We start from the raw sequence: 21,220 nt of genomic DNA, 5'->3' as shown, positions 1-21,220 counted from the left end.
CCCTTATGGCCGATGGTACTGCACCACAATGCGGGAGAGTAGGTAGCTGCCGTAATTTATTTAAAAAGGTCCTAGCCAATGGCTAGGACCTTTTTTGTTCGAGGTAGATGGCAACCATCGAATTACGCTCCTCGAAATTTATGGAATCCCCAACCGCCAGCATCCCTAGCAGAAGCTATTTACTATGCTCCGTTTAATTCCCGTGCTGATTTTATGCTTCAGCTGTAATCCCAATACGCAAATTCTACATCATAAATGGCAAGGCTATATAATTATCGACACAATACAAGGAAGGAAATCTACAACTACAAAAGATGATTGGTTAGGCCATATGCCTATATACTATATAGGGACAAAAAAGGATACAATAACATTAATGAATGATAGAGAACTGGTAAAAGCTCAAATGCATGCGATGTATCCTTTATTAGATAATTGTCAACCATTTGATTCTTCAAACTTAAAGGTTCTTGTAGATACGTCAACTCACACTTATATCGATCGAGTTTATTATGGGCACGATAGGAATGTACATGAAGGACTTGGGAAAATAGATTCAATCATCGCTTACCCTGCCATGTTTATATTTCTTGAAAACAGAAGTGACCAGCCTATATTTTTAGGCGTATCCACATCATTACAACACGTAGGCATCATTATGAAAAGTGATCAACGCACTTGGGTTCCTACTCATTCGCGGTTGGATATATGCTGTGCCACCAACATGCCTTATCAAATTATTCCTCCGCATCAAATCTTAATTGCCAAAACCCCAATTGATCATACTCTCCAAGGAAATTCGCTTACTATATGTTTTAAACGATTCAAAAGCGCCGCGTTCTCCAATATATTTACTTGGTAGATTTTTTATCTCTATACCAACAAATAATACCTTAAACATAGTACAGGTAAGCATTCGCTACAGATTCGTCCGCTTTTGAGATTTTCCGTCCGATCTCGAAAAATCGCTTTTTTCATTTACCAATTAGCCCGAACCACGTTTTACCTGCTGAATAACGCTACGAGATAGAAATATAAGATTGTCTTTCATCTAAATCGCTTAAAATTAACAAGTTAGCTAATACACCATCTACCGTCCACTTCGTACAAAATCGAACACTTTTCTTGTTTGATATTGCCTTTCATCCGCTAATAAGTATTCGTTTTTGCCTGTTTTGAACCGTTCATACCTTTGACTTATCAAACAAACAAAAACAAAAAAACTATAAAACGAATTCATATGAAAACTTTAACTATCCTCATCGCCCTTGTTACTTTCTCTGCTAGTGTTTTTGCTAATAATACAAGCGTAAACGAATCTGCTAAAAAAGCTGTAAAAGCTGTTACTCATTATGTTGATGATAACGGGAACGAAGTAGCTACTAGTCGTTATATCTCCGATGCTGAATTACCATTAAGCGTCATTAAAAAGTTAATGAAGAAATGCCCTGATCAAAATATCTTGTCTGTTCGTGAATTCGATGCTGCTGGGGATAAAACTTACGTTGTAACCTTGGAAACAGGTACTGCTTTTCAAGTAGTAAAAGTGAGCAGCTCAACTTTTAAAACACTCCAAGCATTCAATAAAGCCAACTAAACATACATATGCATTATATAGCAAAGCCTTTCTCTACGGGGAAAGGTTTTTTGTTTTACTATCGATGATCGCCATTCCTTCGCCCCAAGGGAGTGACACAACGGCGGCCCTATCAAGGCTAGAACGCCCATCACCCCAAAACAGCTTATATTTACAACTATAACTTACTACCATGAAACATCCTTGTATTTCCACGGCTATTGCGCTTGGATGCCTATTCTCGGCTTGTAAACCAGCTACGAATAATGAGGCCACTCAAGCCAATGCACAGGCTTTCCTTGATGCCTATAATCAAAAATACCAAGCCCTTTATTATGAAGATAACCTCGCACAATGGCAACTAAATACGCGTATTGTAGCAGGCGATACCACGCAGCAACAAATTACAGATGCCGCGGATAAAGCATTTGCTGATTTCACCGGCAGCAAAGAAAACATCGATAGCGCGCAGCATTATTTGAAGGATACAGCTGCATTAACGCCTTTGCAAGTTCGACAGTTCGAAACGATCTTGTTCTATGCAGGTAACACACCCGCAACGGCCGGCGATGTGGTAGCAAGAAGAATTAAAGCCCAAAACACGCAAACAGCTGCTTTGTACGGTTTTAGGTACACCATCGATGGTAAACCCGTTACCTCCGGCAAGATCGATGAAATATTAGCTACTTCTACCGACCTACCATTACGTCGTAGTGCGTGGACGGCCAGTAAAGAAGTGGGTAAAGCACTAAAAGTAGGTTTAGATTCCCTCCAAAATCTCCGCAATGCCAGCGTTGCCCCGCTAGGTTATAAGAATTTCTTCGATTATAATGCCCGCGAATATGGTATGAGTGAAGACGAGGTGTTGCAACTTACGCGTAAGTTTATTGCCGAAGTATGGCCATTATACAGGGAATTACATACATGGGCTCGTTACGAACTAGCAGCTAAATATAAACAACCCGTACCAGCCTATTTGCCCGCCGATTGGCTACCTAACCGCTGGGGCCAGGATTGGACTGCACTCGTACAAGTAGAGGGCCTCAACTTCGATAAAATATTGAAAGAACGTGGCGTGACTTGGATGGCGAAAGAAGGTGAAAATTTCTACAGCAGTCTTGGTTTTGATAGCCTACCGGCAACCTTCTGGACAAGAAGCTCCCTATACTCCGTTCCCGTAGATTCGCCTTTCTCAAAGAACAACCATGCCTCAGCTTGGCATCTTGATTTAAACAGGGATGTACGCTCTTTACAAAGCATTACGCCTACTACCGAGTACTGGAGCACTGTATTGCACGAATTTGGCCATATCTACTACTTTTTATCATACAGCAACCCTAACATCCCGTTTGTGCTTAGAAATGGTGCAAACCGTGGCTTCCACGAGGCATTTGGTACCATGATGGGCCTAGCTTCTTTACAGAAACCCTTCTTAGAAGGTCGTAATTTGATTCCCGCCAACACGAAAACGAACGATACGCTAAAACTATTACAAGAAGCGCTCGACTACGTGGTGCATATTCCTTGGGGATCGGGTGTAATGACAGAGTTCGAATATCAACTATATGTGAAGAAAATTCCCCAATCTGCGTATAACCGTACCTGGTGGGATTTAGTGAAAAAATACCAAGGCATCGAACCGCCTACTGAAAGAGGTGAAATATATTGTGATGCAGCTACTAAAACACACATCAACGACGATGCTGCCCAATATTATGATTACTCCATTGCGAACGTACTCGTTTTCCAATTTCACGATTATATCGCTAAAAATATCCTTCACCAGGACCCGCATGCAACCAATTATTGGGGCAATAAAGAAGTGGGCAATTTCTTGAAGAAAGTAATGGAGCCCGGCGCTAGCGTAAGTTGGCAGTCGTTGTTAAAAACTTCTATTGGTCAAGATATGAGTGCACAAGCCATGGTTGATTATTTCGCACCACTCATGACCTATTTAAAACATGTAAACGCAGGAAGAAACTATACCCTTCCGGAGAAAATATAATAAGAATGCCTACACCGATCGTGAACGAGCAATTGCAGTTGCAGCGGATGCAAATGAAAGGCGGCTGGACGTACCTAATAATTGGGAACGAACATCGCAACAAGGCGAAAGCCTTCGGGATGTTGAAAGTATATGGCACCATCGACGATTATGCACTATCGAAAGTGAGCTTAATGCCCATGAAAAATGGCAGTTTATTCTTACCCGTGAAAGCTGAAATACGTAAAAAGATTAAGAAGGAAGAAGGGGATTGGGTGACATTGGTGTTGTATACAGAAGAAGAACTCGCAGCGCCTTGCGAAGCCGATTTTTTGGAAAGCTTAGCAGATGAACCGGCGGCATTGGTGTTTTATCAACAGTTAAATAAGAGGGAACAAAAGGCGTACATCGACTGGATTTTTGAAACCAAAATCGACGAACAGCAAGTCGACCGGATGGCCGCATCGGTGAACCGTTTAGCCCGCGGGTTAACCTTTAAATCTTCAAAATAATTTGTAAGATTATAATCTTGTAATTGGCCGTGGTAGCAGGTTGTAGCTACTGCGGCCAATTTTTTTTATAACAGCTGTCGGTACGCATATACAGTGCGTGACGAGCGTGTAATTTTACATCATGCAACTACTGAAAGACAAAATTGCGATTGTAGCGGGTGCTACGCGCGGCGCCGGAAGAGGAATTGCTTGTATGCTAGGTGAAGCAGGTGCAACAGTGTATTGCACGGGAAGAAGTTCCCGTAATAATGCAACCAACGTGCGACCTGAAACGATCGAGGAAACAGCAGAGATGGTGACAGCAGCGGGAGGGAAAGGTATCCCGGTTGTATTGGATCATAGGGATGAGGCGGCTGTAAAATTGTTCTTTGAAGGGTTTACAAAAGAGGTAGGTAGGGTTGATATTTTGGTGAATGATATTTGGGGTGGAGATGATTTGTTAGAGTGGGGTAAGAAGTTTTGGGAGTTGGATATGAATAAAGGTTTCCAGATGATGCAAACTGCCATTCACACACATCTTATAACCAGCAAATACGCTGTACCATTAATGATTCAACAGCAAAACGGGTTGGTGGTAGAGATTACGGATGGAGATGGATTTTTCTACCGGGGGAATTTATTTTACGATTTAATAAAAACAACGATTATCCGCTTAGCATTTAGCATGTCGGAAGAGTTGAAAAAAGAACATATACATGCAGTAGCCGTTACACCGGGATTTCTGCGTTCGGAGGCCATGCTTGATTTATTTGGTGTGAGGGAAGAAAATTGGCAAGAAGGAACAAAACGTGATCCTAATTTCATAGCCAGTGAAACACCCTATTTTGTAGGTCGCGCAGTAGCCGCCTTAGCAGCTGATCCCAATATTGCCAGCAAATCGGGGCGTGTGTTTAGTTCTTGGGATTTATCCACCACGTTCGGTTTCACAGATATTGACGGTAACAGCCCACACTGGGGAAACTATGTAAAGCAGCATATCCCGAAGTACGATTATAAAAAGCTCGACGATGAGTTTTACAGTTATTGTAAACTACTCGGCGGCATTACGCTCGGAGATGTGAACGCTTGGGAATAATCATTAGTAAACATTCAAAGCCGAATATATATACGCGTGTTGTTCCGATGCTCAAGGCAGCACGCACTGTTAGCCCTTTGATAATCTAAGCAGGGTACTTGAACTTGGAAGAATGGAGTTAATCATCTATCCCAACTCCTAAGATTCCAATAAAAGACAAAGAACCAGGTAAAAAAAGAACTACTTGAATGCTCACAAGTAGCGTTTGTTAACCCAAGGGTGATCCCATTTTTTTAAGTCACCAAGTATCCTGTAGCGATTATCAAATACAAAAAGAACATTTTCTCAGCTTAGCTATAAACCCTTGTTGAATGCCGGGATGCAAGTACTACCTCCTGTTATCCCATGTTATTCACATTTTGTTACTATCGTTTACAGGTACAGGTAACCCCTATTATAAACGTAGTACAAGCATCTCGGACCAACAAGGCTAACTGAATCAACAATATTTTTACCGGGAACCATGGCGGGAAGAAGCAGTTTTTCCTTTTCCATTTAACCTATGCCGTCTGTTTGTTTATGCAAGCAGTAAATACAGCCTGTGAATCCCGCAGGGGCCCGGGTAAAATTAGTATGCAATGTTGTCCAGCCGGGTTGCTGTATAAGCAAGTTCCTTAGAACTGTTAACCCGTTTCCAATGATGGAAATTGTTACCCCCACAATGCTTATTCGCAAACCGGCTGCAACATATTCACATCATTCCGGGATACAAAGGCAACAACAGGTCTTTTCCTTCCTGTTCTCCTTAAAGTACGCGCTGCTCAAACTGTTGTAGCCTGCGTATCCCGTTATATAAGATAAGTAAGATTTTATAGCCACTGAAGTAAGAAGATGGCTATTTTTTGTAACTTTAAGTAGTTGAATGTAAATACCTTTACGAAGGTTAACCGGTATCCTAATCTAGCTCCTATTGCGTTAATAAGCCCCGGCTTTTTTAGATCATCGTGTTATAGTTCAATTGTTGTACAAGATAGCGCGAATCTTCACTTTAGCATCCTACATCAAAGGCATTTCCCTAATAGGTGTATGGCCTAATATATTATTTATCAATACTTTATGCTTTCCTGCCCGTACCTTCTCTGTAGCGGCTCTGTAGTTCCTCTGTAACTTCTCTGTAGTTTCTCTGTAGTTTGCCTTGAAATCGGCCGTGTATCTACGTTACAGCGCCTTTGTATTTCCGTATTTTATTCGATGCACACCTTGGGTTACCTGCTATTCCTCTATACAATTCCTTTGGTTTCCCCTTATATGCCATTTGATCCATCATCGTAAGTGTTCCTGCTGTTTTTATGCTGGCTACAAGCATGTAAAGGGTGCCATTTTTGGTACCCAACACCGGGTAAACTCCATTTATGGGTTCTACATCCATAAAAGCAATTATTTACACCCCTTGACCGAATGTAAGTAGGTTATTATCAGGATCTAATAGCGAAAACTCTTTTTGACCCCAAGGTTTTGTTTGTAAGGGACCGTTAGGATGGATGGGAACCTCGTTGTCTAACAAGGTTTGATAAAGCTGATCGATGTCGTTCGTACGGATGTACACTTGGCCGTAATTTTCTTGGGGATCAAGGGCCGGGAATTCGAAGAAGTGGATTTGAATATTGTCTTTCTCCACCATTAAGTAACCGTCGTAATCGGTACTGCCACAGTCGCGGAATCCTAATTTTCCGATATAATAAGCCTTCGTTTGGCCTTTATCGCGCATGGGTAATTTCGGATGTATGGAGGTAAGCATGGCTTTTTTCCCAAATTTAATCAATTCAGCCAACCTTGCACCCATTATGCCGGCAACAAAAAAGCACCGCGGTTACACGGTGCTTTGCATATTATAATGTTCGATTCTTTAAAATTGGAAAGAAGCCAAATCAGCTGCCGCCACTTTCTCTTGTTGACCAGTAACAAGGTTCTTCACGCTTACATTGCCTTCCGCTTTCTCACTGTCGCCAACAATAGCTACATAAGGAATTCCTCGTTTATCTGCATACTTGAACTGTTTGTCCATTTTTGCATTCTCGTGGTATATTTCAGCGGCAATACCTTGCTCACGTAAGTTCATCATATGGTTGAACGCTGTGGCCAAGTTTTCTTCGCCTGTGTGGATAAACATCACTTTCGTGGATTGTTGTGCCGTGGCTGGGAATAATTGAAGTTCTTCCAACACGTCATAAATCCTATCTACACCAAAAGAAATACCTACACCCGATACCCCAGGTAAGCCGAATAAACCGGTTAAATCGTCGTAACGACCGCCACCGCCAATACTACCCATTTTTACCGTTTCCGGTGCCTTCACCTCGATGATCATGCCGGTATAGTAATTCAAACCGCGTGCAAGGGTAAGATCGATAATAGGAGTGGAATTGAAGCTTGTCAACTGCGTATTTAAAACGGTGGATAGCTCTTCCACACCTTTCAAGCCGGTAGCCGATTGTTTCAATACCTCTTTCAATTGCTCCAAGATCTCGTTGTTGCTGCCTTTGATAGCAATGAAGTCTAGGATCACTTTTACGTCTGCCTCGTTCAGGCCACGTTCTAACAATTCTTTCGTTACGCCATCTTCCCCGATCTTATCTAATTTATCGATAGAAATGGTGATATCGGTAATTAGTTCGGGTTTACCAACGAGTTCTGCCAAGCCACCGAGGATTTTACGGTTATTCACACGTAATTGGTAGCCGTGCATGCCCAATTTAGTAAACACGGTATCATAAATTTTTAATAATTCTACTTCATTCATCAATGAGTTGCTGCCTACAACATCGGCATCACATTGATAGAATTCACGGTAACGACCTTTTGCAGGGCGATCGCCGCGCCATACGGGTTGAATTTGGTAGCGTTTGAAAGGGAAGGTGATTTCATGTTGATTCATTACCACGTAGCGGGCGAAAGGAATCGTAAGATCATATTTCAACGCTTTTTCGCAAAGGAGAACACCGAGTTCGCGGCTATCTTTTGCTTGTTGTGCTCTTCCTAGGATATCGCCGTTGTCGAGGATTTTGAAGATTAACTTATCGCCTTCTTCGCCGTACTTACCGTTCAACGTCGTTAAATTCTCCATGGCAGGCGTTTCGAGTGGTTGAAATCCAAAAACTTCGAACACGCCGCGGATGGTTTGCAAAATGTAATTGCGTTTTCTCACCACTGCCGGGCCAAAGTCGCGTGTACCTTTAGGAATGCTAGGTTTCACCATGTATATTGCTATTAAATGTTATTATTTATTGTTTGTTAATTCGCGCAATCTCTCTGCACATGCTGTATACACCATGTTGTAAACAGGTTCGAATAAAGCATCGTCGTACCAAGGATCGGGTACTTCTTGTTGATTCGGTAATAGTAAGCTCACCTTTGCTTTATCGTCCTCGTTTCTTGCTTTCAAAATCACTGCCCGGTAATTGTTATGATCCATTACGAATATGTGATCAAAATCGTCGAAATCTTCGCGGTGAAATTGCCTGCCACGAAGCGTTGCAATATCGATACCATGTTGTTTGGCCACGCGGATAGAGCGCCTATCGGGCGGATCGCCCACGTGGTAGTTTGCTGTACCTGCGGAATCTATTTCCCAATGGAGGTGTTTTTCCTCGGCAAGATGACGCATAATACCTTCTGCTAGCGGCGATCGGCAAATGTTACCTAAGCACACCATTAAGATCTTCATGTAAAAATTGTGTTTAAGGCTGTTGCGGGATTACATTTCGCCCCGCAAACCTACCTATTTTTTACAGCATTCTCTATAGATAGGGGGAAGTAAATAGGGGGAAACCGTCGTGGTGTTGATATTTTAACAAAAAGCGGAAAAAATTAATATGGAAAAAAAATGTTGTAGCATCTTTATTACAAAGCCAACAATTTCACATCTTGCGGGTATATATAAACAAGTGGGAAATAGCGTTTTAATGCTATTAGCGCGGGTTTGAGGCTATTTTCGATGCGGAATAGGGAAATGGCCTGCGGCCGAAGAAGCGCGCCGGGACTGGAAGAAATAACAAATTTTGAAATATTTGTGTTGGTAAGTTTGTAAGTTTTTTTTGTATAATTGTATTTTCACAGTAAACATGGGACAAGAGTATTCAAATTCAAGAGGCGGGAATAGGTATAGACCATTAGGCGAATTAATCAGGGGACTTTTCTTTGTAGGGTTCGCATTGATGTTTGTATTTGCCGAGCAATTGGGAATTAATTTGTCTTGGTCCATGAATGTACGATATGCTATCGGTGCCGTTTTAGGGCTATATGGATTATTCCGCATCTACAGAGGTATTACAGGAATATTATCTAAAGACGAAAGAGCATAAGTTATGATGAATTTATCATTTGCGCGCGTAAGCAAATACGTATTGGGAGTGACAATCGCCGGTTTCATGGCAGCATGTGGCGGTCCTTCAGCGGAATCCAAGCTTGATACACCTACAAAGGGAACCATCAAGATATCTGTAGACGAAACTTACCAGCCGCTCATTGAAGCGGAATTGAAAGTTTTCCACTCGCAGTATCCAAATACGAACATCATCGCGGAGTACAAACCGGAAGCCGACTGTTTCAAAGATATGTTTGCAGATAGTGCACGCATGATCATTGTAACCCGTGACTTAAACGCGGAGGAACAGGACTACTTCAAAAACATAAAAATTAGGCCGCAGAGTTTAACATTGGCCATGGATGCCTTGGCTTTGGTGGTGAATAAAGAGAATCCCGATTCAGTATTCACCATGGAACAAGTGCGTAAAATCATGAACGGCACATACGAGAAGCAATTCCAACTTGTGTTCGACAATCAAAACTCTAGCACCGTTCGCTATATCATCGACTCTATCAACGGCGGGAAACCATTGCCGGCTAATACCATGGCCGCAAAAACGAACCCAGAAGTGGTAGATTATGTAGCGAAAAATAAGAATGCAATCGGTATTATCGGCGTGAATTGGATCTCTGATACCAACGACGTGAGAACGATTAATTTCATCAGTAAAGTAACTGTTTGTGCACTACGTGCCGACAATTACACCGAATTCGTTAAACCGTTTCAAGTATATATAGCCACGAGAGCATATCCATTAACTAGGACTATGAACTACGTGCTTAAAGAGCCATACCAAGGTCTGGGCTCAGGATTTGCCAGCTTTTTAGGAAGTGAACCGGGTCAGAAAATCATCGGTCGCTTCAAGCTTTTTCCAAAACGATTGAATATCGTATTTAGGGACGCCAACTTGAAATAGTGTGAACTATGCTAACGTAAACAAACACATACACAATTAAAAAAACCAGGTTGCTCATGAACAGAAGGAACAGTATTCTTGTTGCAATGCTCTGCATCGCCAACGGGGCCATGGCACAATCTGTAGAAGACGGTTTGAAAAATTTGTATTACGGCAAATATCAATCCGCCAAAACAGATTTCGAAAAAGTAATTGCAGCAAAGCCAACTGAAGACAAAGCCTACTATTATTTAGGTATTTCCGAACTCGGCTTGGAAAACAAAGCAGCTGCCGCTGCAGCGTTCTCAAAAGGGTTAACAGCAGTTCCTAATTCTCCATTATTAACCGCAGGTTTAGGCCGCATCGACTTATTAAATGGGAATAAAGCGGAAGCTAAGCAGAAATTCGAAGCTGCTAGCACAGCTACGCAAGGTAGAAACGGTGATGTTGCTCGTGCGATCGCTGACGCAAACACAGAAGTAAGTGGTGGCGACAGAGGTTATGCATTAAGCGTAATGCAAACGTTGTTGAACAACGAAGGCCGCAAAAGAAAAGAACAATACACTGCAACTGCAGCCGATTATATCGAGTTAGGTGACGCTTACCGTTACCTCGGTGGTGAAAACGGTGGTAAAGCAATCGAAGCTTACGATCAAGCTATCGTACTTGATCCAAAGAATGCAGAAGCTGTATTGAAACAAGGTTTCGTAAACTACAATGCGAAATTGTTAGAAGCAGCAGTAGCTGATATGACGAAAGCAACGAACATAGACGAAAACTATGGTCCTGCTTACTTCGAATTGTATCAATTCTACTACACACCAAAACCTCGTCAATTCTCATTAGCCAACGCTAAAAATTACTTACAGAAATATTTAGCAGTGGCTGATCAAACTGATCTCGTTAAGAACGAATACTTCTTATCATCGATCATGTTCTACGATCACGACTACAAAGGTGCTATTGCTAAAGCTGAATCATTAATGCCGAAAGCAAATGATAGCTACAAAGGCAAATTGCAACGTTTGATCTCCGATTCTTACTTACAACAAGGCGATTCTTTGAACGCTAAGAAAGTAATGGACGCCCGCGTACAAGCAATTGGTGAATCTAAGTTGGAGGCAATGGACTACAAATTGTTGTCTGCTATCTACACTAAATTGAAATCTGAAGATTCAGCTACACAAGCGAATAACGCAGTACTCGCTGTTAACTACATCGAGAAATATGCTTTGAGCGACACACCAGATATCGATCGTTACCGCGAAACAGTAGAAGCGTTCAAAACGCAACGTAACTGGGCTAAAGCGGCTGAATGGTTCGGTAAATTGGCTGAATTCAAAGATAATAGCCAAGCGATCAACGACCTTTTCTTCAAAGGCGTTTACGAACACGCTTCTAAAAACTATACACAAGCAGAACAAACTTGGGTTAGTTTCACTGAAAAATACCCAACACAGCCATTAGGCTTCTACCACCTCGGTAATGCTCAATTCTACCAAGATTTGACCGGTAAAGACGACAAGCCAAAAGCTGCCTTCACCAAGTACATCGAGTTGGCTGAACCAGAAGCTGATAAAAACAAGAAAAACTTATTGTTTGCTTACACTTACATGATGTTGAACAACTACCATGCTGAGAACAAAGAACAAACAACTGTTTACTTGGATAAAGTTTTAGCATTAGACCCAGCGAACGAAACAGCTGCTCAAATTAAAGAGAGCTATTCACAAGCTGCTAAACCAGCTCCAGCTGCCGGTTCTAAAACTACCCAAACTAAGAGCAAATAATCACTAAATAATTGCTTTATAACGCGCGCCAAGGCTTTGCTTTGGCGCGCTTTTTTTGCAGCCTATTTTAACTTTTTCTGTGTAGGATTAAACCGATTTATGCCGTATATTGTATTAATACCATTTGTTAAACCATCGGTAATTTCTGAAGGATAAACGGCAAAATTGGTCTTGTTAAAGATTTTTGGCATTATTTTTTTAGATAGGAATACCAGGCCATCCAGCTTACACATTGTAAGCGAAGGGTTTGGAAGCGTAAGAAACACTTATTACTTAGAACACCATGCATTGCCGCCTCCCCCTTCATTGGCTCGATCATTCTATTAAAACATCTTTATAAAATAGTTAAACACCGAAAATCATTTAGCTCATGAATATTAGGAACAGATTATTAATAGCAGGTGGATTTTTATTCCTAGCGAACGGCGCAATGGCTCAATCAGTGGACGATGGGTTGAAAAAAATCTATTACGGTAATTTTGCCCAAGCAAAGCAAGAATTTGAAAAAGTTGTTGCCGCAAAACCTACCGATGATCGTGGTTTTTACTACCTCGGGTTCTCACAATTGGGACTGGAAGATAGGCCGGGAGCTGAAGCCACATTCCAGAAGGGATTAACCGCCATCCCCAATTCTCCTTTATTACAGGTAGGATTAGGTCGTATGGACCTTATTAAAGGCAACGCTGCCGCTGCCCGCCAAAAATTCGATGCCGCTACCGCCGCAACGAATGGTAAAAATGGCGACGTAGCCCGCGCTATTGCCGATGCCAACACCGAAACCAAAGGCGGCGATCGCCCATTTGCTTTGGCTACGATGTTGAAACTCTTCGATAATACAGGAATTAAGAAAAAAGATCAATATACCCCCACAGCAGCCGATTATATCGAGCTAGGAGATGCATACCGTTTCCTAGGTGGTGAAAATGGCGGTAAAGCCATCGAAGCTTATGATAAAGCTATCGAGCTCGACCCGAAGAATGCAGAAGCCGTTATGAAGCAAGGTTTGGTTAACTACAACGCGAAATTATTACAAGCTGCCGTGAACGATTTCACGAAAGCTACGCAAGTAGACCCGCAATATGCCCCTGCATATTACGAGTTGTACCAATTCTACTTCACCCAAAAACAAGGTCAATTCGACCTTCCAAAGGCGAAACAATACTTACAAAAATACTTGGAAGTAGCTGATCCTCAAGATCGTATTAAGAACGAATACTTCTTATCCTCTATCATGTTCTTCGACCATGATTACGCAGGAGCGATTACGAAGGCACAAAGCTTATTACCCATCGCAAATGAAGGCTATAAAACGAAACTAACCCGTTTAATCGCCGATGCATATTTACAAAAAGGTGATTCCATTAACGCGAAGAAAACGATGGATACATACGTTTCTACCGTTGGCGAAAGCAAATTGGAACCATTGGATTACAAATTGTTGAGCGAAATCTATAGCCGCCAGAAATTAGCCGATTCTGCTGCACAAGTGGCGAACGACCAAAAAGCATTGGCTTACCTAGAGAAATTCGCCAGCTTAGATACTACCCAAGATGTGGATCGTATCGAATCAGTAGCAAAAGCATTTACCAATGCCCGCGTATTCGATAAAGCCGGCGACTGGTACCAAAAACTGGTGGATTTCAAATTGAAAAACAAAGAGAATCCAACTGCCATTGATTATTACAACGTAGGTTTAAGCTACTACCGTGCTTCCGCTAGCGAAGCCCGTACAGATACTAACATGCTGAATAAAGCAGATGTGGCATTTGCAGCTTTATCCGATAAATTCCCAGACCTTACCACCGGTTATTACTGGAGGGGTATGGCGAATGCCGGTAAAGACGTAGAAGCAAAAACCGGTGTTGCATTGCCATACTTTGCAAAATATATCTCCATGGCGGAAGGCGACCCTGCAAAGAACAAAGCAGGCTTAATTAAAGCCTATACGTACAGCATGGTATATTATTATAACAAAGACGATAAAGCCCAAATGCAGGCCTTTATGCAGAAATTGGAGCCACTAGATCCAACGAGCGAAGCTTTGCGACAAATTAAAGATATCATGAGAACACCTGCGGGCAATACCGCTCCTCGTAGCGGTACAAGAAGCACAGGTACTCGATAATAGCATTAACTGGCTAAACAATAGAAAACCACTTCCTGCTTTGGAGGTGGTTTTTTTATGTGGATAACTGTCGTGAAATACCCCTTAAGGCATTATTACGTACGGGCAAGTAATAGGTGTTTCCCATGTAAAGCAGGTATTTTGATCAAGGAAAGTTGGGTGAAAGAAAAGAAGGAGGTTATCTCCCAAGAACGAATCAGAAATTCCTGCCAAATTGACCCGGTTGGATACCACAAAAAGGGCTGGAAACTTTAGAAACTCCATTTGAAAATTTCGATTTCCAGGTAAGAAAAACTGATTTTTTAACCAAAACTTTCAAAATTTATTGAAAGGATTGGAACTTATTTTGTTACTATTTAAAAAATTTTTGGGCTAGGGTAGGGGGTGAAAATGGGGCTAAATAAGGTAAATAATTGTTTAAACGCCTAATGTGGTTCGTCGTCAAATCAACCCCACAAACAGTTACAGCGTATTGCTGAAAAAACATGGTAATTATTACCCATATTGTTAACATATATTACCTGCTTACATATACAAAAAAATAATAAGGTTTTACTTTAACATAGGTTTGTATTTTCCCATTGTTGCAGTATTTTTGCGAATTCGGAGAACTTTATACCGGGAAGCTTATGTATTTAGCCACTGAATTTTTGTCTGTTAGCAACACGCCCGCTAGCTATATTCCAATTTTATTGCAATTGGTAGCGGCGGTAGGATTTGTTGCCTTAACCATGATTGGTACCCACTTGTTAGGTCCTACCCGTAAAACAAGTGATAAGCTCATCAACTTCGAGAGCGGTATCGAACAGCGCGGTAATGCCCGCCAGCCTGTTGCCATTAAATACTTTTTGACCGCTATTTTGTTCGTATTGTTCGACGTAGAGGTCATCTTTTTCTACCCTTACGCTGTTAATTTCAGGGAGTTGGGTTTTGATGGATTTTTGGCAGTGGTGATGTTCGTAGCCTTTTTCTTGTTGGGCTTTACTTATATCATTAAGAAGGGTGCCCTTAAGTGGGAAGATTAATTTAACGGGCTGCAAATACCCGTAGAGAAGCAAATTTGATAGATTAAGGAAGCGATGAGGGCGAAAAAGTTAAATTTTACCGCACTTTCGATCCTTTATTAGTATAGTACCAGGAAAGTAAGGACCTTTGTAGAGGAGCGAATCTTATTGGATTTGCACCACGCAAAAACTACTTTTCTTTTTCACACGATTTAATTCAAAGGAAGATGTCACGTCCGGTCCAGTTTAATACAAAAGTGAAAGTGGTAGATATGCCAGAAGGTTATTCTGGTGAAGGATTTTATGCCACAAGTTTCGATAAAGCTATTGGTTTGGCTCGTGCTAACTCGATCTGGCCTTTACCTTTCGCGACTTCTTGTTGTGGTATTGAATTCATGGCTACCATGGCGGCGACTTACGATTTAGCACGTTTTGGTGCTGAACGTTTGGGTTTTACACCTCGCCAGTGTGACCTTTTAATGGTGATGGGTACCATTTCTAAGAAAATGGCACCGGTTTTACGCCAAGTATACGTTCAAATGGCTGAGCCTCGTTGGGTAATGGCAGTAGGTGCTTGTGCATCGAGCGGTGGTATCTTCGATACTTACTCGGTTTTACAAGGTATCGACCAAGTGATCCCGGTAGACGTATACGTACCAGGTTGCCCTCCTCGTCCTGAAGCTATTCTCGACGGTTTCATGCAAATTCAGAACTTAGTACACAATGAGAGTCTTCGTAGAAGACATTCTGATAAATACAAAGAATTAATGAACTCTTACGGTATTCAATAACCGTTAAGAGTTTTTCTTTTTTGTATAGGTTGATGATAATATAGGCTTGTTAATTAGTAAATAGTATTTCGTAAATGTCTTTGACAAACGATCAAATAAAAAGCGCACTGGAAGCCAAGTTTGGTACAGAAGTCGGCAATTTTGAAGAGTCTTACGGGATGTTGAGTTTCTCTGCACCGAAAGATTTGAACTTGAAAGTCATGCAGTTTTTGTACGATGACGAAACGTTGAAATTCCGTTTTATGACGGACTTAACGGCGGTTCATTATCCCGACAGAGTAGGCGAGGAATTAGCGGTTGTGTACCACTTGCACAATTTGATAGATAATGTAAGATTGCGTTTTAAAGTTTACACAGCGGTGCAAACACCACAAGTAAACTCAGCAACTGCATTATTCTCATCTGCGAACTGGATGGAACGCGAAACATACGATTTCTTCGGTGTTGATTTCGTAGGGCATCCAAACTTAGTCCGCATTTTGAACGTAGACGAAATGGATTATTTCCCAATGAGGAAAGAATTCCCGCTCGAAGATCAAACGCGTATCGATAAAGATGATGAGATGTTTGGTCGTGGTAGCCATGGCGATATTTTAGCGCCGTAAGCGTTACCGGTTAATGCATTTTACACAGAAAACAATTTGCTAAGCCCGCAAACCTTAGCGTCAATTTAATAGGGAAGGATATGTTAGAGCAGCCACATATAAATCTGCCGGAAGGCTCCATCGAAAAGCACACAAATACGCTGAATTTGGGTCCTACCCACCCAGCTACACACGGTGTGTTTCAGAACATTCTTGAAATGGATGGCGAAAGAATCGTTTCTGCCGTTCCTACCGTTGGTTATATTCACCGTGCATTTGAGAAATTAGCTGAAAGAAGGCCATATTACCAAATCACACCATTAACCGATCGCTTAAACTATTGCTCTGCACCACTCAATAACCTCGGCTGGCACTTAACCGTTGAGAAATTATTAGGGATCGAAATGCCAAAACGTGTAGATTACCTCCGTGTAATCGTAATGGAATTGGCTCGTATTGCCGATCACTTGATCTGTAACTCGGTAATTGGTGTAGATAGCGGTGCATTCACAGGTTTCTTATACGTGATGCAATACCGCGAGTTGATCTATGAAATTTATGAAGAAGTGTGTGGCTCCCGCCTCACTACCAATATAGGCCGTATCGGTGGTTTCGAAAGAAACTTCACACCGGTAGCCATGCAAAAAATCCAGCGTTTCCTCGATGAATACCCTGCCGTGTTGAAAGAGTTCGAAACACTCTTCACGCGTAACCGTATTTTCATGGAAAGAACACAAAACGTAGGTGGTATCAGCGCAGAAAGAGCATTGAACTATGGTTTCACAGGACCTAACTTACGTGCTGCTGGTGTTGACTACGATTTACGCGTAGCACAACCTTACTCATCTTACCAAGACTTCGAATTCTCTATTCCAGTAGGTACAACCGGCGATGTATACGACCGTTTCTTGGTGCGTAACGCCGAAATGTGGGAATCGCTTAGCATCATTAAACAAGCAATGGAAAAATTGAAAGATTTGCCATCTGATGTTTACCATGCTGATGTGCCAGCCTACTACTTACCTGAAAAAGACGACGTATATACAAAGATGGAAGCCTTAATCTATCACTTTAAAATTGTGATGGGTGAAACGGATATTTTACCGGGCGAAATCTACAACGCGATTGAAGGTGCAAATGGCGAATTGGGGTATTACTTGATCTCCGATGGTGGTCGTAGCCCTTACCGCTTACACTTCCGTCGTCCTTGCTTTATTTACTACCAAGCTTACCCAGAAATTATCAAAGGATCGATGTTGAGTGATGCCATCTTAACGATGAGTAGCATGAACTTGATTGCGGGTGAGTTGGATGCGTAATAAACGCTGGAAGCACAAGAGAGAAAACAAAGCATTAACGAACAAAAATCTAATATAGCCGTGGCTCAATTTTCGGAAGAGAAACTGCAAAAAGTAAATGAAATCATCGCGCGTTACCCGCAAGGGAAACAAAAGAGCGCATTGATACCGGTATTGCACCTGGCGCAAGAACAATTTGATGGCTGGTTAAGCGCAGAAACCATGGATTACGTGGCTTCGCTCTTGCAATTAACATCCATCGAAGTGTACGAGGTGGCTACTTTCTATAGCATGTTCAACTTAAAACCTGTTGGGAAATACATCTTCGAAGTATGCCATACAGGCCCATGCATGCTAAATGGTTCTGATAACATCGTTGATTACATCAAGAATAAATTGGGTATTAGCGTTGGCGAAACCACGCCAGATGGTATGTTCACATTGAAAACAGTGGAATGCTTAGGTGCTTGTGGTTATGCCCCGATGATGCAACTCGGCAAATTCTACAGGGAACATTTAACCCCTGCGAAAGTAGATGCTATTATCGACGAATGTAGAAAAGCACAAGGCAACTAAAACGCCGAAGTGTGCGACGCAACAGAAGTTCGTCGAGCATTCAACAGCTCAGTTCAACAGAAAGAATCCGCAAACCCAACAGGTTTGTATCAAGATAAATAACGCTAACGGCTATACGACAGCATAGCACAAAGCAAAACGCTCAACAATGGGACGTAAATTATTACTCGACAAAGCGCATATTGAAGGAATCAGGTATTATAAAACTTACCGTGAAAACGGTGGTTATGCCGCTGCTGAAAAGGTGTTTAAAACCATGAAGCCCGACGAAGTTACCGAGGAAGTGAAGAAGAGTGGTTTAAGAGGCCGTGGTGGTGCGGGTTTCCCTACCGGTTTGAAATGGAGTTTCTTAGCAAAACCAGAAGGTGTTCCTCGTTACCTCGTTTGTAATGCCGATGAATCTGAGCCAGGTACGTTTAAAGATCGTTACTTGATGGAGTTTCTTCCACACCTGCTCATCGAAGGTTTATTGATCTCGAGTTATGCACTAGGTGCAAATACAACTTACATCTATATCCGTGGTGAATACGCCTGGATCCCAGATATTTTAGAAGAAGCCATCAGGGACGCAAAAGCTGCCGGCTGGTTAGGTAAAAACATCCAAGGTTCTGGTTTCGACTTAGAAATCTACGTACAACGTGGTGCCGGTGCTTATATCTGTGGTGAAGAAACGGCTTTACTTGAATCGTTGGAAGGTAAACGCGGTACGCCTCGTATTAAACCTCCATTCCCAGCGGTAAAAGGTTTATACCAATGTCCTACGGTAGTAAACAACGTGGAAACGTTGGCTACTGTAGTGCCGATTATCAACATCGGTGGCGAAGAATACGCTAAATACGGTACAGGCAAGTCAACCGGTACAAAATTGATTTCTGCATGTGGTAATATCAACAAACCAGGTGTATATGAAATTGAAATGAATATTTCGGTGGAAGAATTTATTTATTCTGAAGAATACTGTGGCGGTATTCCAAACGGTAAACGTTTGAAAGCCTGCATCCCGGGTGGTTCTTCAGTACCAATTGTTCCAGCGAACTTGTTACTCACTACAGCAAAAGGTGAGAAACGTATGATGACCTACGAAAGCTTGAGCGATGGTGGTTTCCAAACAGGTACCATGATGGGTTCGGGTGGTTTCATTGTATTGGATGAAGACCAATGCGTAGTACGTCATACGCTTACATTAGCACGTTTCTACCACCACGAAAGCTGCGGCCAATGCAGCCCTTGCCGTGAAGGTACAGGTTGGATGGAGAAAGTGTTGAAAAACATCGAGAATGGTAAAGGTAAAATGAGTGATATCGACTTGTTATGGGATATCCAACGCAGGATCGAGGGTAACACTATTTGCCCATTAGGTGATGCTGCAGCTTGGCCTGTAGCAGCGGCTATCCGCCATTTCCGCGATGAATTCGAATGGCACGTAAATAATCCTAGCGAAGCATTAACGCGCAATTTTGGTTTAGCTCATTACGCTGATCCATTACCGGTTCCTGCTCCTGCTGCTGTATAAAAAATTTTTTCTTGCTCCCCGGCTTGCACGTTTTCACTAAAAGCCTTGGCGCAATGGAATAGCTAAGTTGTTATAACAATGTCTGAAGAGAAAAAATTATTCAAGGTTAAGATCGACAACATCACCGTTGAGGTGGAGCCAGGTACTACCATTTTGAACGCTGCTCGTCAAATCGGTGGCGAGGTGGTGCCTCCTGCTATGTGCTACTACTCTAAGTTGCAAGGCAGCGGCGGTAAATGTCGTACTTGCTTGGTGAAAGTAAGTAAAGGTTCTGATGCAGATCCTCGCCCAATGCCGAAACTCGTTGCTAGCTGTAGAACTACAGTGATGGACGGTATGGAAGTGGCGAACATCACTTCTCCAGAAGTGTTGGATGCACGTAAAGGTGTTGTTGAATTCTTGTTACTCAACCACCCGCTCGATTGCCCAATCTGCGACCAAGCCGGTGAGTGCGATTTGCAAAACCTTAGCTACGAACACGGTGCAGATGCTACCCGCTACGAATTCAAACGTAGAACGTTCGATAAAATCGATATCGGCGATAAGATCCAATTACACATGACGCGTTGTATCCTTTGCTACCGTTGCGTTTTCACAGCGGATCAATTGACCAACAAACGCGAACACGGTATATTAGGTCGTGGCGATGTTTCCGAAATCAGTACCTACATTCATAAAAACCTCGACAACGACTTCATCGGTAATGTTATCGATGTATGTCCTGTTGGCGCGTTAACTGATAAAACATTCCGTTTCAAAAACCGTGTATGGTTCTTGAAACCTGTGGATGCACATTGCAAATGCGATAAATGTTCTGGTAAAGTGGCATTGTGGATGCGCGGTAACGAAGTGTTCCGTGTAACTGCTCGTAAAGATAAATACGGTGAAGTAGAAGAGTTTATCTGTGATACTTGTCGTTTTGATCGTAAAGACGTGAAAGATTGGGTAATTGAAGGTCCACGTAATATCGACCGTCATAGCGTTATCTCTCAAGGCCATTACGTAGGTGTTCAACAGCCGAAAGAAACCTTTAAAGCAGTAATGGACGGTCGCGATCCTAAGTTACTGATGGATATTCACGCGGTGAGCGAGGTGAACAGGCCGGATGTTGATTTGAGCAAGATTGAAGGGCCGGCACATTCTAACGATTTCGATAAAAAGCAATAGAGTTAAATAATTAGGAACGTAAAA

At 42.1% G+C, this 21,220-nt stretch carries 19 protein-coding genes; 15 read left to right on the top strand and 4 right to left on the bottom strand.

The window, feature by feature from the left end:
- Positions 1-184 precede the first annotated feature (184 nt).
- From LX64_RS24085 to LX64_RS24065, 5 genes are all read left to right on the top strand, one after another.
- Positions 185-862: a hypothetical protein gene (locus LX64_RS24085; RefSeq protein WP_111600261.1), complete on the top strand. Its 678-nt coding sequence runs from the start codon at positions 185-187 to the stop codon at positions 860-862.
- A 378-nt stretch (positions 863-1,240) separates the two neighbouring features.
- Complete coding sequence (locus LX64_RS24080) at positions 1,241-1,597, top strand: hypothetical protein (RefSeq protein ID WP_148707440.1); 357 nt, start codon at positions 1,241-1,243, stop codon at positions 1,595-1,597.
- Between the two features lie 172 nt (positions 1,598-1,769).
- Positions 1,770-3,581 (top strand): M2 family metallopeptidase, encoded by a 1,812-nt coding sequence (locus LX64_RS24075; RefSeq protein WP_111600259.1) that lies wholly within the window; start codon positions 1,770-1,772, stop codon positions 3,579-3,581.
- Between the two features lie 5 nt (positions 3,582-3,586).
- Positions 3,587-4,072: a YdeI/OmpD-associated family protein gene (locus tag LX64_RS24070; RefSeq protein WP_111600258.1), complete on the top strand. Its 486-nt coding sequence runs from the start codon at positions 3,587-3,589 to the stop codon at positions 4,070-4,072.
- A 121-nt stretch (positions 4,073-4,193) separates the two neighbouring features.
- The gene (locus LX64_RS24065) at positions 4,194-5,147 is read left to right on the top strand and encodes an SDR family oxidoreductase (protein WP_111600257.1); all 954 of its coding nucleotides are present in this window, start codon (positions 4,194-4,196) and stop codon (positions 5,145-5,147) included.
- Between the two features lie 1,153 nt (positions 5,148-6,300).
- On the opposite strand, the gene LX64_RS24055 is transcribed toward LX64_RS24065, so the two are convergent.
- From LX64_RS24055 to LX64_RS24040, 4 genes are all read right to left on the bottom strand, one after another.
- Complete coding sequence (locus LX64_RS24055; protein ID WP_111600255.1) at positions 6,301-6,516, bottom strand: hypothetical protein; 216 nt, start codon at positions 6,514-6,516, stop codon at positions 6,301-6,303.
- 12 nt (positions 6,517-6,528) lie between these two features.
- Positions 6,529-6,885, bottom strand: a complete 357-nt coding sequence (locus tag LX64_RS24050) for a bleomycin resistance protein (protein ID WP_111600268.1) — start codon at positions 6,883-6,885, stop codon at positions 6,529-6,531.
- Positions 6,886-6,993: 108 nt separating this feature from the next.
- A complete protein-coding gene (hisS, locus tag LX64_RS24045) occupies positions 6,994-8,343 on the bottom strand; it encodes a histidine--tRNA ligase (protein WP_111600254.1) in 1,350 nt (449 codons plus the stop codon).
- A gap of 21 nt (positions 8,344-8,364) precedes the next feature.
- A complete protein-coding gene (locus tag LX64_RS24040; protein ID WP_111600253.1) occupies positions 8,365-8,811 on the bottom strand; it encodes a low molecular weight protein-tyrosine-phosphatase in 447 nt (148 codons plus the stop codon).
- Between the two features lie 640 nt (positions 8,812-9,451).
- On the opposite strand from LX64_RS24040, the gene LX64_RS24030 reads away from it, so the two are divergent.
- The 10 genes from LX64_RS24030 to LX64_RS23985 all read left to right on the top strand — a co-directional run bounded on the left by LX64_RS24030 (position 9,452) and on the right by LX64_RS23985 (position 21,196).
- On the top strand, positions 9,452-10,369 hold the full coding sequence (locus LX64_RS24030; protein ID WP_111600251.1) for a PstS family phosphate ABC transporter substrate-binding protein: 918 nt from the start codon (positions 9,452-9,454) through the stop codon (positions 10,367-10,369).
- 56 nt (positions 10,370-10,425) lie between these two features.
- Positions 10,426-12,138 (top strand): tetratricopeptide repeat protein, encoded by a 1,713-nt coding sequence (locus LX64_RS24025; protein ID WP_111600250.1) that lies wholly within the window; start codon positions 10,426-10,428, stop codon positions 12,136-12,138.
- A gap of 370 nt (positions 12,139-12,508) precedes the next feature.
- Positions 12,509-14,263, top strand: a complete 1,755-nt coding sequence (locus tag LX64_RS24020) for a tetratricopeptide repeat protein (RefSeq protein WP_111600249.1) — start codon at positions 12,509-12,511, stop codon at positions 14,261-14,263.
- Between the two features lie 629 nt (positions 14,264-14,892).
- Positions 14,893-15,288: an NADH-quinone oxidoreductase subunit A gene (locus LX64_RS24015; protein ID WP_111600248.1), complete on the top strand. Its 396-nt coding sequence runs from the start codon at positions 14,893-14,895 to the stop codon at positions 15,286-15,288.
- A 206-nt stretch (positions 15,289-15,494) separates the two neighbouring features.
- Positions 15,495-16,058 carry an NADH-quinone oxidoreductase subunit B gene (locus LX64_RS24010; RefSeq protein WP_111600247.1) on the top strand — a complete coding sequence of 188 codons (564 nt, stop codon included), beginning with the start codon at positions 15,495-15,497 and terminating at the stop codon, positions 16,056-16,058.
- A 74-nt stretch (positions 16,059-16,132) separates the two neighbouring features.
- Complete coding sequence (locus LX64_RS24005; protein ID WP_111600246.1) at positions 16,133-16,663, top strand: NADH-quinone oxidoreductase subunit C; 531 nt, start codon at positions 16,133-16,135, stop codon at positions 16,661-16,663.
- 80 nt (positions 16,664-16,743) lie between these two features.
- On the top strand, positions 16,744-17,961 hold the full coding sequence (locus tag LX64_RS24000; RefSeq protein ID WP_111600245.1) for an NADH-quinone oxidoreductase subunit D: 1,218 nt from the start codon (positions 16,744-16,746) through the stop codon (positions 17,959-17,961).
- 60 nt (positions 17,962-18,021) lie between these two features.
- The gene (locus tag LX64_RS23995) at positions 18,022-18,516 is read left to right on the top strand and encodes an NADH-quinone oxidoreductase subunit NuoE family protein (RefSeq protein ID WP_111600244.1); all 495 of its coding nucleotides are present in this window, start codon (positions 18,022-18,024) and stop codon (positions 18,514-18,516) included.
- A gap of 148 nt (positions 18,517-18,664) precedes the next feature.
- On the top strand, positions 18,665-20,029 hold the full coding sequence (nuoF, locus tag LX64_RS23990) for an NADH-quinone oxidoreductase subunit NuoF (RefSeq protein ID WP_111600243.1): 1,365 nt from the start codon (positions 18,665-18,667) through the stop codon (positions 20,027-20,029).
- A 78-nt stretch (positions 20,030-20,107) separates the two neighbouring features.
- Positions 20,108-21,196 carry a 2Fe-2S iron-sulfur cluster-binding protein gene (locus LX64_RS23985; RefSeq protein WP_111600242.1) on the top strand — a complete coding sequence of 363 codons (1,089 nt, stop codon included), beginning with the start codon at positions 20,108-20,110 and terminating at the stop codon, positions 21,194-21,196.
- The last annotated feature ends 24 nt before the right edge of the window (positions 21,197-21,220 follow it).

Source organism: Chitinophaga skermanii (assembly GCF_003259335.1).
GTDB classification, from domain to species: domain Bacteria; phylum Bacteroidota; class Bacteroidia; order Chitinophagales; family Chitinophagaceae; genus Chitinophaga; species Chitinophaga skermanii.
This window is presented reverse-complemented; position numbering and strand designations above follow the sequence as displayed.

What these genes read in the sequence shown, in the direction of transcription:
- LX64_RS24085 (WP_111600261.1), top strand. Translation starts at nt 185, where the DNA reads ATGCTCCGTTTAATTCCCGTGCTGATTTTATGCTTCAGCTGTAATCCC.
- LX64_RS24080 (WP_148707440.1), top strand. Translation starts at nt 1,241, where the DNA reads ATGAAAACTTTAACTATCCTCATCGCCCTTGTTACTTTCTCTGCTAGT.
- LX64_RS24075 (WP_111600259.1), top strand. Translation starts at nt 1,770, where the DNA reads ATGAAACATCCTTGTATTTCCACGGCTATTGCGCTTGGATGCCTATTC.
- LX64_RS24070 (WP_111600258.1), top strand. Translation starts at nt 3,587, where the DNA reads ATGCCTACACCGATCGTGAACGAGCAATTGCAGTTGCAGCGGATGCAA.
- LX64_RS24065 (WP_111600257.1), top strand. Translation starts at nt 4,194, where the DNA reads ATGCAACTACTGAAAGACAAAATTGCGATTGTAGCGGGTGCTACGCGC.
- LX64_RS24055 (WP_111600255.1), bottom strand. Translation starts at nt 6,516, where the DNA reads ATGGATGTAGAACCCATAAATGGAGTTTACCCGGTGTTGGGTACCAAA.
- LX64_RS24050 (WP_111600268.1), bottom strand. Translation starts at nt 6,885, where the DNA reads ATGCTTACCTCCATACATCCGAAATTACCCATGCGCGATAAAGGCCAA.
- hisS (WP_111600254.1), bottom strand. Translation starts at nt 8,343, where the DNA reads ATGGTGAAACCTAGCATTCCTAAAGGTACACGCGACTTTGGCCCGGCA.
- LX64_RS24040 (WP_111600253.1), bottom strand. Translation starts at nt 8,811, where the DNA reads ATGAAGATCTTAATGGTGTGCTTAGGTAACATTTGCCGATCGCCGCTA.
- LX64_RS24030 (WP_111600251.1), top strand. Translation starts at nt 9,452, where the DNA reads ATGATGAATTTATCATTTGCGCGCGTAAGCAAATACGTATTGGGAGTG.
- LX64_RS24025 (WP_111600250.1), top strand. Translation starts at nt 10,426, where the DNA reads ATGAACAGAAGGAACAGTATTCTTGTTGCAATGCTCTGCATCGCCAAC.
- LX64_RS24020 (WP_111600249.1), top strand. Translation starts at nt 12,509, where the DNA reads ATGAATATTAGGAACAGATTATTAATAGCAGGTGGATTTTTATTCCTA.
- LX64_RS24015 (WP_111600248.1), top strand. Translation starts at nt 14,893, where the DNA reads ATGTATTTAGCCACTGAATTTTTGTCTGTTAGCAACACGCCCGCTAGC.
- LX64_RS24010 (WP_111600247.1), top strand. Translation starts at nt 15,495, where the DNA reads ATGTCACGTCCGGTCCAGTTTAATACAAAAGTGAAAGTGGTAGATATG.
- LX64_RS24005 (WP_111600246.1), top strand. Translation starts at nt 16,133, where the DNA reads ATGTCTTTGACAAACGATCAAATAAAAAGCGCACTGGAAGCCAAGTTT.
- LX64_RS24000 (WP_111600245.1), top strand. Translation starts at nt 16,744, where the DNA reads ATGTTAGAGCAGCCACATATAAATCTGCCGGAAGGCTCCATCGAAAAG.
- nuoF (WP_111600243.1), top strand. Translation starts at nt 18,665, where the DNA reads ATGGGACGTAAATTATTACTCGACAAAGCGCATATTGAAGGAATCAGG.
- LX64_RS23985 (WP_111600242.1), top strand. Translation starts at nt 20,108, where the DNA reads ATGTCTGAAGAGAAAAAATTATTCAAGGTTAAGATCGACAACATCACC.